The following is a 12,215-nucleotide window of genomic DNA, read 5'->3' as shown; positions in this document are numbered from 1 at the left end:
GGCGCCCCGCTACTGAGCCTGCTGGTTCGCTCGCTGCGCTCGCTCACGAGGCCGACGACGCCTTGGTCGCGGTGCCGTTGCGGGCGGCCTTGCGCGTCGTCGGGGCCTCCGTCGCCCCGTCCAGGTCGACAGGCAGTTGGTCGGCCTGCGAGTACGTCACCGCCGCCTTGACGAACGAGGCGAACAGCGGGTGCGGGCGGGTGGGGCGGCTCTTCAGCTCCGGGTGCGCCTGGGTGGCCACGAAGAACGGGTGCAGGCTGCGGTCCAGCTCGACGAACTCGACGAGCCGGCCGTCCGGCGAGGTGCCGGAGATGTGCAGACCCGCCTTGGTCAGCGCGTCCCGGTAGGCGTTGTTCACCTCGTACCGGTGCCGGTGCCGCTCGCTGATCTCGGTGCTGCCGTACGCCTCGGCGACGATCGACCCCTCGGTCAGCGTCGCCGGGTACGCCCCGAGCCGCATGGTGCCGCCCAGGTCACCCTTGCCGGCAACGATGTCCTCCTGGTCGGCCATGGTGGCGATGACCGGGTGCGCGGCCTGCTCGTCGAACTCCAGCGAGTTGGCGCCGTCCAGGTCGGCCAGGTGCCGGGCCACCTCGATGGTCATGCACTGCAGGCCGAGGCAGAGCCCGAGCAGCGGGATGCCGGTCTCGCGGGCGTACCGGGCGGTGCCGATCTTGCCCTCGATGCCGCGGACGCCGAAGCCACCGGGGATGAGGATGCCGTCCACACCGGCCAACGCCGCCGCGGCACCGGCCGGGGTGACGCACTCGTCGCTGGGCACCCAGCGCAGCTGCACCCGGGCCCGGTGGCCGAACCCGGCCGCGCGGATCGCCTCGCTCACCGACAGGTACGCGTCGGGCAGGTCGACGTACTTGCCGACCACCGCGACGGTGACCGTGTGCCGGGGGCGGTGCACCCGCTCCAGCAGGTCGTCCCAGCTGGCCCAGTCCACGTCGCGGAAGGAGAGCCCGAGCCGACGCACCACGTAGGCGTCCAGGCCCTCGCGGTGCAGCACCTTCGGGATGTCGTAGATGCTCGGGGCGTCCGGGGCGGCGACGACCGCCTCGGTGTCCACGTCGCAGTAGAGCGACAGCTTCTCCTTGAGCTTCACCGGGATCTCCCGGTCGCAGCGCAGCACGATCGCGTCCGGCTGGATACCGATGTTGCGCAGCTGCGCCACCGAGTGCTGGGTCGGCTTGGTCTTCAGCTCACCCGACGGCGCCAGGTACGGCACCAGCGAGACGTGCAGGTAGAAGCAGTTGTCCCGGCCCAGGTCGTGGCGGACCTGGCGGATCGCCTCCAGGAACGGCAGCGACTCGATGTCGCCGACCGTGCCGCCGACCTCGGTGATCACCACGTCGGGGAGTTGGCCGTCCTCGTCCGGGTCGGCCATCGCCAGGATCCGCGACTTGATCTCGTTGGTGATGTGCGGGATGACCTGGACGGTGTCGCCCAGGTATTCCCCGCGCCGCTCCTTGGCGATCACGTCGGAGTAGATCTGGCCGGTGGTGACGTTCGCCTTACCGGACAGCGCCCGGTCCAGGAAGCGCTCGTAGTGCCCGACGTCGAGGTCGGTCTCGGCGCCGTCCTCGGTGACGAAGACCTCGCCGTGCTGGAACGGGTTCATCGTCCCCGGGTCGACGTTGAGGTAGGGGTCGAGCTTCTGCATCACCACACGCAGCCCGCGCGCGGTCAGCAGGTTGCCGAGGCTGGAGGCGGTGAGGCCCTTACCCAGCGAGGAGGCGACGCCCCCGGTGACGAAAATGTGCCTGGTCGTCCGTGCTGATGGGGCCAAGGCCTGCTCCCGTGTCGTCCGTCGCGGTCATGCAGACCGCCGTGCTTGATCAGCTCAGTGATCGCGATCCACGGGACTCGACGGTAACACCTCCCGGGCGGGGACCCGCAGGCCGCACCCCGGCTGCGACACCACCGGGTCGTCCGCGAACAGGCCCGCGCTCAGGAAGCGGCAACCTCGGTCGATGACCTGTTGACCTGCCGGGGCGGCACGGGCACCGTTGGCGCGGCGTCCGGTGTCGACCCGCTCGCGGTCGGCGCCGCCGGGTCGTCGGCGTCGGTCGTGGAGTCGTCCGGGGTCTCCGGCGGCGCGGCAGCCGTCACCGAGCCCGAGGGTGGGCCGCTGATCGGACGGGGATGGACCGCGCCCAGCGGCCCGCCGCCACCGGTCGGGCCGTCACCCCCGCCGGTCGGCCCGGCCCCGCCGGACCCGGACTCGTCGACGCCGTCCGCGCGGGAGCGGCCCGGCAGCGGGCGGGTCCGGTCGGCGGCATGTCCGAGAACCCGCAACGACGCCAGGGCGGCCATCGGCACCACGAGCGAGGCGGCGGCGCCCAGCACGTCAAACGCCGCGCCGTCGAGCACACCGCCGAGCACCGCGGCGACCACGGTGCCGGCCATCGCGGCCCGGACCGCCGGGTAGATGCCGAACAACCGCATCAGCCCGCCCCACGGCTGCAGCAGGGCGAACCACACGAGCAGCCCACCGACAAGCGCCAGCACGGTCAGCGGGCTGTTGACCAACGTCTCGAAGTTCTCCGTGCTGGACCGGTGCACGGTGAATCCGCCGGTGCCGTCGCCGAGCGCGGAGAGGAACCTGCCCAGACTGCCCCGCTCGGCCGCCGAACGCCGCAGGTCCACCACGGCGAACCCGATGCCGACCGCGAGGGCGGCCATGGCGGCCCAGGCCAGCCGGCTGACCGTCAACCAGCCGCCGGCGCTGATCACGGCGGCGACGCTCACCCCGGCGGTGAGCGCGATCGCGCCGACCGGATCGGCGCCCAGGTACGGGCTGCCGACCACCACCACGGCGAGACCGCCCACGGCCACCATCACCGCGGGCCGCCAGCCTCGGTGCACCCGTTGGGCGAACCATCCCCCGGCGAGCAACGCACCGGCGAGGAACACTCCCAGCCCCACCGTGCTCAGCCCGGCGTACCGGCCGCCCTGCAACGCGGAGTAGCCGACCACACCGTTGAGCTGGAGTCGGGCCCCGGTGAGCACGTCCATGCCGACGACGAGCGTGGTGAGGCCGGCCACCGCGCCGAGGGGGCCGAGAGTGCCCGCGTACCCGGGGACGAACCGGACCGCCGCGGTGCCGGCGGCCACCAGCAGCGCGGTGATCCCGGCGAAGAGCCAGCCGGGGTGGTCGCCCCGCCACCAGGGCACCGCGTCGGCCAGCAGCGCCGCCGGCACCGTCAACGCGGCGGCGACAAGCAGCAGCTCCGCCACCGCCACGATCCGCCCGGGGGTCGGGCCGGTCGGCCCGGCGTGCGGGCGGGCACGGCGCAGCAGCGGCAGGATCGCCAGCGCCAGGAACACCTGCACGCAGGCGAGCAGCGTGAAGAACCGGCCGGAGACGGTCCGCTGGGCGGCCGCCTCCTGATCGGCGTCCGCCGGGGCGCTTATCGCGTCGGCGAGGTCGGCCGGTCGACCGTCGGTGCTGACCGCCGGACGCCCGAGGAAGAGCCGCTCCGGCATCGGCCGGCCCAGCGCGGCGAGCGCGGTCGGCGCGAGGTCGACGAGTTGCAGGTACCCGTCGCGGCCGGTGCTGGCCGAGGTGAGCCACCCCCGTTCCCAGCCCGGACCGTCGGCGACCGCCACGTGCAGCCGCGACGGCTGGGCGGTGTCGGAGATCCCCGCGACCAGCACCAACGACCGCGGTGGCCGTGCGGCCAGCACCCGGGCCAGTTGGGCGTCCGCCGCGCGGGCCTGCGACGCGCGCTGCGCCGGGTCGTCCCCCTCGACGGTGCCGAGGTCGACGATGCTCAGCACGCACGAACCGAGCAGCGTCCGCGGGTCGACCGGCAGCGCCGCGGCGTACCTGTCGACGCGGCCGAACGGTCGGGCCGCCGCCACCGCCGCACCCGGGCCCACCGCGACGGAGCAGCGGACCGACTCCGACAGCGATCCGGGCATGGCACCCCAGGACAGGCGCTGCTGGTTGTGCTGCACCACGCTCTCCTGGTCGGGCAGGTTCGCGCCGATGCCGTCGGGTTGTTCCACGACCACCCCGGCCGGCGGGCAACCGTCGGGCGGCCGGCTGCCGTTCCACGCGGCGAAGCTGCCCGCGCCCAGGGTCAGCCAGCCGTCCACCGGGCAGGTGGGGCGGTGCGCGGAACGCACCGACAGCGAGCCGATCGACCCGTCGCGGGCCATCCGCCACAGCGTCGGGGTGCTCTGCGGATCGACGTCCTCCCAGCGCAGCCCGGCGATCCCGGCGAGCACCACGAAGTCGGCGGTGCGTCGCGGGATGCCCTGGGGTGGGCGGGCGGCCAGCGCGGTGACACCGAGCGCCACCACGAGCACGGTCAACAGGGCGGGGGCGATTCGGCGCAGCATCACCGGTGTCCCGTTCTCGGGGCGTCGGAGTCCGGGGTGGCCGCCGGACCGGTGCGGTCCGGGGCCAGCTCGGCGTAGAGGGCGGCAAGCGTGCGCACGGTGTCCGTCTCGGTCGGCCACGTCGCCGCCCGTTCGGCGCCCCGCCGGCCCAACTCGGCGCGTGCCGCCGGATCGTCCAGCAACGCCCGCACCGCCGCGTCGACCGCGTCCACATCGCCCGCGGGGATCAGCGTGGCGGCGTCGCCGACCAGGTCCGGGAGCCCGCCGACCGCGGTGGCCACCAGCGGTACGCCGGCACGCAGCGCCTCCTGGGCGAAGAGTTGTCGGGCCTCCCAGTCGCTTGTCACCACCGCGAGATCCGCGCCGGCGAGCAGGTCGGCCACGTCGGTGCGGTGCCCCAGCAGGGTCACCGGTGCGCGGGCCGCCGACGTCCGTGCGGCAAGCGGCAGATACGCCGGCCCACTGCCCGCGATCACCACGACCGGCGGCGGGGTACGCGTACGCCAGCGGGCCGCCGCGTCGATCAGCACGTCGTAGCGTTTCTGCGGGTGCAGCCGGCCGACCGAGAGGATCAACGGCTGGTCCGGGCGGACGCCGAACTCGGCGCGTACCGCCGCTGGACGGCGACGCGGCGCGGGCAGCGTCGGCGCGGCGACCGGGGCGAGCCGGGCGTCGGCGGCGCCCACCTCGGCGGCCCGTCGCACCAGGTCCGCGGAAGCGCCCAGCGCCACCCGGACGCCCCGGGCCACCACCCGTTCGACGAGCCGGGACACCCCACCCCGCAGTCCTCCCGCGAGCACCGCGTTGTGCCAGGTGACGATCAGCGGGGCGGCCGGACGGGCCAGCACGGCGACCAGGCCGGCCCGCAGGCCGTGCGCGTGCACCACGTCGACCCCGGCGGCGGTGAGCACCCGGCGCAGCGCGAGCACCGCCCGCGCGTCGGCCGGCGTCGGGCTGGCCGGGATCTCCACCGGCTCGAACCGCGCACCGACGCCGGTGAAGTCGAACTGCTCCTGGGTGGCGGCGGGCCCGCAGACCAGGACTGTGGTGCCGCCCGCGACGAGGCCACGGGCCACCGACCGGACGTGCTGGCCGACCCCGCCGGTGCTGGACGCGAGCACCAACGCGACGCTGCCCGACCAGTCGGCAGGCTGAGGTGGCTCAGTCATCGCGCTGCCGTCTCCTTCCCGTCGCCCCGCTCCGGGGAGACCGGCGTCGGCCCGTCGCCCCGTGGCCCCCGCCGACCCAGACGCCGCAGCACCCCGGCGAGCAGCGGTTGCACGTCTCGCCGGTCGACGAACCAGAGCACCGCGAGGAACACCGCCCCAACCAGAACCCCGGACAGCATGCCCTGACCGAGTGCCACGGCCGTCGTCGGGGTGCCGCCGCCCGGCGTGTCGAGCCATCGGGTGACGCCCAGCCCGGCGAGCGCGGCGAGCACACCGGCGAGGCCACCGGCCGCCCCGGCACGGGCCGCACCGGCCAACGCCGGACGGCCGGCGCTGCGCGCCACCGCCAGGAGCAGAAGCGCCCCGAGGACCAGCATCCCCACCGAGTTCGCGGACGTCACCGCGAGCACCCGGTCCCGCAGCGGCAGCAACGCACCCAGTGGAAGGGCGACGGCCGGCACCACCAGGAAGCCGACGGCGGTGGCGACAGTGGCCACCCGGGTCTCCCCCCGGGCGTAGAGCGCCCGGGTGAGCACCGCGAAGAGGCCGTAACCGATCAGGCCCGGGGCGTACCCGGTGATCGCGGCGGTGGCGGACGCGGCGGTGGCCGCGGGAAAGAAGAAGTGCCCGACCGGTCCGGCCGTCCCGATCAGCGCGGCCGTGCCGAGACAACTGAACAGGAGCACCCCGCGCACGGCCGGCGCCAGGGTCGACCGGTAGGTGTCCTCGTCGCCGGCTGCCCGCGCCGCCGCCAGGGTCGGGTACGCCGCGATGGCCAGCGGCACCGCCAGCACCGCCCACGGCAGCAGGTAGACGGTCTGCGCCAGGTTGTAGACGGCGGGATTCGTCGCCGCGCCGTAGGTGACCTGGTTGAGGCTGACGATCAGGGCGATCTGCTGGGTGGCGACGGTGACCGCGCCGGCCACCGCCAACCCGCCGACCCGCGCCCGCACGTCGGCGGGGAACCCGAAGCCGGGCCGCAACCCCAGGTGGAGCCGGCGGACCGGGATCAGCAGGGACAGCGACAGCACCAGCACACCGAGGGTGGTGCCGGCGGAGAGCAGCAACTCGCCACCGGCGCTGACCCCCGCGACGGTGGCGTAGCGGCCCTGGGTGGCCCCGAACACGAGGTAGACGACGATGACGGTAAGACTGGACAGCAACGGGGCGAGCACCGGCCAGGCGAAGCGGCGGTGGGCCTGCAGCACCCCGGCGAGCACGATGCCGACCCCGTACAGCGGCAGTTGTGGCGCGAAGACCCGCAGCATCCGGATGCCGCTCTGCTGTTGGGCGGCGGTCAGCCCGTCGCCGAGCAGCCCGATCACCGGCCCGGCGGCGAGCACCACGAGCAGCGCGAGCGGGACCAGCAGGGCCAACGTCCAGGTCAGCAGCGCCCCGGTGGTCCGGGCGACGGCCGTCCGGTCGCCCGCCGCGACCGCGCCGGCCAGCAGCGGTACGACGAGGCTGGCCAGCGCTCCCCCGGCGACGATCTCGAAGATGAAGTTGGGTACCGCGTTGGCCACCACGTAGGTGCCACCGAGGTCGGTGTGCCCCAGGCCCAGGGTGAACACGGCGGTGCGGCCGAAGCCGGCGAGCCGGCTGGCCACGGTGAGGACGGCGATGAGCGCGGCTGCCCCGGCCAACCGGCCGGCGCCGGCGAGGGGAGCCGGTCTGATCACGTCAGTCGGCGCGTCGGCCCAGTGCGTCGAGCTCGCGCAGTCCCCGGGTCCGCTGGATCACGGCGGTGAAGCTGACCTTCTCACTGGTGGCGGTGAGACCGGCGAGCACGGCGAGCAGAGCGGCCCGGCCGAGCGGGCCGGTCCGGGCGGCGAGCGCGACGCCGAGCAGCGCCCCGAGGGCGTTCGCGCCGCTGTCGCCGAGCATCACGTCCTCGGCCAGGTCGTCGCGGAGCAGGCCGGCGGCGGCACCGGCCGCGCCGGCGGCGATCCCGCCGTGCGGGCCGCCGGTCAGCGGCGCGGCGAGCAGCAGCCCGGCCTTGAGGGCCCGGCCCGGCCGCAGGTCGAGCAGGTTGAGCAGGTTGGCCGTGCCGGCGATCACACCGGCGCCGAGCAGCACGTCGACGCCGCGGCCGACGGCGCCGTGGCGCTGCCGGCGGGGGTGCGCGGCGACGCGGGGGTCGGCGGCGAGCAGCGCGGCGGCACCCACCCCGGCGGCACCCACCCCGACGACCTTGACCAGGCCCGCGGTGACCCGTCCCTCGCGCAGCGCGGCGAGGTGACCGGCGAAACCCTTGGCCGCCTTCTGCTCCGGCCGTGCGCCGACCACGTCGTCGTAGAGACCGACGCCACCGGCACCGAGGCCGGCGACCAGGGCGGCCCCACCGGAGGCGCCGCTGGTGGCACCGAACGCGCCGACGGCGCTCGCCCCGGCGGCGAGCGCCGGCCCGGCGGCGAGGGTCACCGTGCGGCCCCGGAAGTTGGTGCGCTCCAGTGCCGGTCCGGCCGGGGAGGTGCGCACCTCGCGCAGCGCGTAGCGGGCGGCGGCGGCACCGGCACCGGCGATCAGCAGCCGACCCAGGATGCTCATGCCGCTGCCCTTCCGTCCGCCTCGTCGGTTACGGACACGGGGGTACGTCGTTCGCTCACTGGGGCAGTCTAGGCAACAGGCCGGAGGCGGCGTTGTCGCCGACGCCGTACTGGCCGGCCTTCTTCTCGGTGAGCTGCTGCACCAGGGCGAGGCTGGTGACCAACTGGCCCTGCACGGTGTTGGCGTTGTCGACCGTGGAGATGGTCTGCGAGAGCACCGGGTCACCGCGGACCACCGAGACCAGGTTGCCGCCGGCGGAGCCGTTGCCGGCCACCACGATCGCGCCGGTCCGGTCGAACTGCTCGGCGATCTTGACGACCGACTCGTCCCGCTTGTCGGAGTCCTTGTCGACGTACGGCTGGCCGCTGACCACGACGACCGCCTCCGCCGAGCCGGTGACCTTGTTGTTGTCGGTGGTCAGGTAGCCGGCGTTGTTGTACGCGGCGAGCACCGCCCGCCGGTCGGCGTCGCTGACCGGCGCGACGCCCTGAGCCCGGTCCAGCAGGACGCTGGCCAGCAGCGCGCTGGAGGTCTCCACGCCGTGCCCGTTGCCGGGCAGGCCGGTGGTCTGCGCGGTCGGGCGGGCCGCGGTGACGGCCAACTCCAGCAGGTTGGAGTTGTTGTCCGGGTTGACGAGCTTGTCCTGCAGATCGACCCGGCCGGTGATGGTGGCCCCGGCGAGCTGGAGCTTCTTGAGCACACCCTCGGTGTGGTCGCGCCCGTTGGGCAGGGTGAGCACCAGCACGCGCCGCCCGGTCAGTGCGCCCGGGAGGACGACCTGGGACATCTCCTCGGCGAACTCCTCTTCCAGCCCGAGCTGCTTCTCCATGTTGTTGACCTGCTGGCGCCAGTACTGGTTGTCCTTGCGCAGCCCGGTGACCTGCCCCTCGAGCGAATCGGCGACCGGGCCGTTGAGGGCGGCCGTGCCGACCACCAGGCCGATCGCCAGAGCCAGGAACACCGCGGTGAGGGACACCACGTGGTAGCGGAAGTTGATCACGCTTGCAGCCTCTTGATCGGTCGGGAACTAGAAGAGCCGGTACAGCTGGAACACGAAATTGTCCCACCACTCGGCGACCACGCCCAGGTACGCCTTCCCGACGGTCGAGACAGCCACCGCGGACGCCATCGCCGCGATCGCCGACAGCACCAGCAGCAGCAGCGACGACCCGGAGATGCTCTGCCGGTAGAGCCTGCTCACGCCCTTGGCGTCGACAAGCTTGCCGCCGACCTTCAGGCGGGTCAGGAAGGTCGAGGCCATCCCGCCGCGCCCCTTGTCGAGGAACTCGACGAGCGTGGCGTGGGTGCCGACCGCGACCAGCAGCGAGGCGCCCTTCTCGTCGGCGAGCAGCATGGCCAGGTCCTCGCTTGTCGCCGCGGCCGGGAAGGTGATCGCCGGCACGCCGAGGCCGTTGACCCGGGGCAGGCCGGGCGCCCGCCCGTCCGGGTACGCGTGCACGATCACCTCGGCACCGCAGCGCAGCACGTCGTCGGTGACCGAATCCATGTCCCCGATGATCATGTCGGGGGTGTACCCGGCCTCGACGAGCGCGTCCGCGCCGCCGTCGACGCCGATGAGCACCGGCTTGAACTCCCGGATGTAGGGGCGTAGCACGTCCAGGTCGGCCTTGTAGTCGTAGCCACGGACCACGATCAGGCAGTGTCGCCCCTGGATCTGCGTCTCGATGTCCGGCACGCCGACGCCGTCGAGCAGCAGGTCGCGCTCCTGGCGGAGGTAGTCCATCGTGTTGGCGGCGAACGCCTCCAACTGCACCGACAGACCCTCCCGGGCGTCGGCCATCGCCTTGGCGACCGACTCGGCGTCCTGCAGGCTGCCGTGGGCCACCGGCTCGTCGCCGGAAAAAACCGTGTTGCCCTCGATGCGCACCTGGTCGCCCTCGCGGATCTGCTCGAAGACGCCCTCACCGAGGTCGTCGAGCAGCGGGATGCCGGCGGCGACCAGCACCTCCGGCCCGAGGTTCGGGTAACGGCCGGAGACCGAGGGCTTGGCGTTGAGCACCGCGCCGACCCCGACCGCGACGAGCGAATCGGCCGCGACCCGATCCAGGTCGACGTGGTCGATGATCGCGATGTCACCGGGGCGCAGCCGACCGACCAGGCGTTTCGTTCGGCGATCAAGGCGCGCGGTGCCGAGGACCTTGCCCGGGTCGGAGTTTCGGTTTCGGCGCAACGTGGGTAGACGCATCGTGACCATCCTGGCATGTGAGGCAGGCTTTTCTGTCGCGACATGCCTGAGCAGGGCCGCCTACCCAGGGAAGCACACGTCGGCACAAGCCGGTGTGCTTGCGCTCACAATACGCGGCGTCACAGCCGCCTTTCCTTGGCGGCCACGGCCAAAAGCTCCTCGGCGTGGGCGATACCCAGATCCGAATCGGGCAAACCTGCCAGCATCCGGGCCAACTCCCGGGCCCGCTCGGTGTCCTCCACCACCCGCACCCCGCTTGTCGTCACCGCCCCGCCGGTGTCCTTCGCCACCACCAGGTGCCGGTCGGCGAACGCGGCCACCTGCGGCAGGTGCGTGACGACGAGCACCTGGTGGCTGCGGGCCAACCGCGCCAACCGGCGGCCGATCTCCACCGCCGCCTGCCCGCCGACGCCCGCGTCGACCTCGTCGAAGACCAGCGTGGGCGGCCCGCCCGAGCCGGCGAAGACCACCTCGATGGCGAGCATCACCCGGGACAACTCACCGCCGGAGGCACCCCGCTGCAACGGCAACGACGGCGCTCCCGGGTGGGCCAGCAACCGCAGCTCCACCTCGTCACCACCGTCCGGCGTGACACCCACATCGACGCCGTTGACCGCCAGCGTCGGCTCGGCACGACCGGCCGGGCGCGGCAGCACCGCCACCTCGATCCGCGCGTGTGGCATGGCCAGACCGGCCAGCTCGACGGTGACCTGCTCGGCGAAGCGGACCGCCGCCTCCTGCCGGGAGGCCGACACCCGCCCGGCCAGGTCGGCCACCTCCACGGCGAGCCGCTGACCCTCGCGCTCCAACTCGTCGAGCAGGTCGTCGGACATGTCCAGGTCGGACAGTCGGGTGCGCGCCCGATCGGCCCAGGCGATCACGCCGTCCACGTCGTCGGCGTACTTGCGGGTCAGCGCGCGCAGCGCCGCCCGCCGCTCGTAGACGTGCTGCAGGCGGGCCGGGTCCGCGTCGAGCGTCGCAAGGTACGCCGACAGCTCCGCCGACACGTCGGTGACGAGCGTGGCCGCCTCCTCCAGGCGGGCCGCCAACTCACCGAGCGCCGGGTCGGTGCCGGACTGCGCCTCCAGCGTCCGCCGGGCGGTGCCGAGCAACGCCGCCGCGTCCGGGGTCTCGTCGGCGGCCTCCGCACCGCCCGCCACGCACTGCTGGGCGATCTGCGCGGCCGTGCGCAGCCCCTCGGCGTGCTCCAACCGCTGCGCCTCGGTCTTCAGCTCGTCGTCCTCACCGGGCTGCGGATCGACCCGGGTGATCTCGTCGAGGCCGAGGCGCAACAGGTCGGCCTCCTGGTTGCGTTCGCGGGCGTTGCGCCGCCGGTCGGCCAGGTCGTCGACCACCCGCCGCCACCCGGTGTACGCCTCGCGCAGCGCGTCGAGCAGCTTCTCGTGCGCGGGGCCGGCGAACCGGTCCAGGGCGGCGCGTTGCTCGGCCGGGCGCAGCAGCCGCAGCTGGTCGGACTGGCCGTGCACGGCCACGGCCTGCTCGCCGACCTCACCGAGCATCGACACCGGCATGCTCCGGCCGCCGACGTGGGCGCGCGAGCGCCCCTCCACGGTCACCGTGCGGCTCAGCAGCACCGAGCCGTCCTCGTCGGGCTCGCCACCGGCCTCGGTGATCCGCGCGTGCACGGCGTCGGCGACCCGCCCGCGCAGGCGCAACCGCCCCTCCACCACCGCCCGGCCCGGCTGGGCACGGACCCGCCCGGCGTCGGCCCGGCCGCCGAAGAGCAGGCCGAGGCCGGTCACCACCATCGTCTTGCCCGCACCGGTCTCGCCGGTGATGACGTTCATGCCGCCGGCCAACGGCAGCGTGGTGTCCTCGATGACGCCCAGTCCGGTGATGCGCAGCTCTTCCAGCACAGCCACCGACAGTAGACGCGAGGCCCGACAGTTGACCAGCCGACGGGCCCGGGTGCGCCC

8 protein-coding genes are annotated in these 12,215 nt (G+C 74.0%); all 8 read right to left on the bottom strand.

All coding sequences use genetic code 11. The annotated features are described in order from the left end of the window. Positions 1 to 43: 43 nt before the first annotated feature. Complete coding sequence (locus tag AB0B57_RS35745) at positions 44 to 1,795, bottom strand: CTP synthase (RefSeq protein WP_357080564.1); 1,752 nt, start codon at positions 1,793 to 1,795, stop codon at positions 44 to 46. 161 nt (positions 1,796 to 1,956) lie between these two features. Further along, entirely contained in the window at positions 1,957 to 4,356 is a 2,400-nt protein-coding gene (locus AB0B57_RS35740) for a hypothetical protein (RefSeq protein ID WP_357080561.1), read from the bottom strand. Beyond that, positions 4,356 to 5,525, bottom strand: a complete 1,170-nt coding sequence (locus tag AB0B57_RS35735) for a glycosyltransferase family 4 protein (protein ID WP_357080558.1) — start codon at positions 5,523 to 5,525, stop codon at positions 4,356 to 4,358. The genes AB0B57_RS35740 and AB0B57_RS35735 overlap by 1 nt, the downstream gene beginning before the upstream one ends. Beyond that, positions 5,522 to 7,204 carry a lipid II flippase MurJ gene (locus tag AB0B57_RS35730; protein ID WP_357080555.1) on the bottom strand — a complete coding sequence of 561 codons (1,683 nt, stop codon included), beginning with the start codon at positions 7,202 to 7,204 and terminating at the stop codon, positions 5,522 to 5,524. The genes AB0B57_RS35735 and AB0B57_RS35730 overlap by 4 nt, the downstream gene beginning before the upstream one ends. 1 nt (position 7,205) lies before the next feature. Continuing rightward, positions 7,206 to 8,072, bottom strand: coding sequence for a hypothetical protein (locus tag AB0B57_RS35725; protein ID WP_357080552.1), 867 nt, complete (start codon positions 8,070 to 8,072; stop codon positions 7,206 to 7,208). A 55-nt stretch (positions 8,073 to 8,127) separates the two neighbouring features. Then, entirely contained in the window at positions 8,128 to 9,072 is a 945-nt protein-coding gene (locus AB0B57_RS35720; protein ID WP_357080549.1) for a copper transporter, read from the bottom strand. Positions 9,073 to 9,099: 27 nt separating this feature from the next. Further along, positions 9,100 to 10,278, bottom strand: a complete 1,179-nt coding sequence (steA, locus tag AB0B57_RS35715) for a putative cytokinetic ring protein SteA (protein WP_357080546.1) — start codon at positions 10,276 to 10,278, stop codon at positions 9,100 to 9,102. A gap of 119 nt (positions 10,279 to 10,397) precedes the next feature. Further along, positions 10,398 to 12,155 carry a DNA repair protein RecN gene (gene recN, locus AB0B57_RS35710; protein ID WP_357080605.1) on the bottom strand — a complete coding sequence of 586 codons (1,758 nt, stop codon included), beginning with the start codon at positions 12,153 to 12,155 and terminating at the stop codon, positions 10,398 to 10,400. Positions 12,156 to 12,215: the final 60 nt, after the last annotated feature.

It is taken from the genome of Micromonospora sp. NPDC049101, from assembly GCF_040648675.1.
GTDB lineage: Bacteria > Actinomycetota > Actinomycetes > Mycobacteriales > Micromonosporaceae > Micromonospora.
This window is presented reverse-complemented; position numbering and strand designations above follow the sequence as displayed.

Excerpts from the sequence above, each read along its gene's own strand:
- AB0B57_RS35740 (WP_357080561.1), bottom strand. The coding sequence starts at position 4,356 with ATGCTGCGCCGAATCGCCCCCGCCCTGTTGACCGTGCTCGTGGTGGCG.
- AB0B57_RS35735 (WP_357080558.1), bottom strand. The coding sequence starts at position 5,525 with ATGACTGAGCCACCTCAGCCTGCCGACTGGTCGGGCAGCGTCGCGTTG.
- AB0B57_RS35725 (WP_357080552.1), bottom strand. The coding sequence starts at position 8,072 with ATGAGCATCCTGGGTCGGCTGCTGATCGCCGGTGCCGGTGCCGCCGCC.
- steA (WP_357080546.1), bottom strand. The coding sequence starts at position 10,278 with ATGCGTCTACCCACGTTGCGCCGAAACCGAAACTCCGACCCGGGCAAG.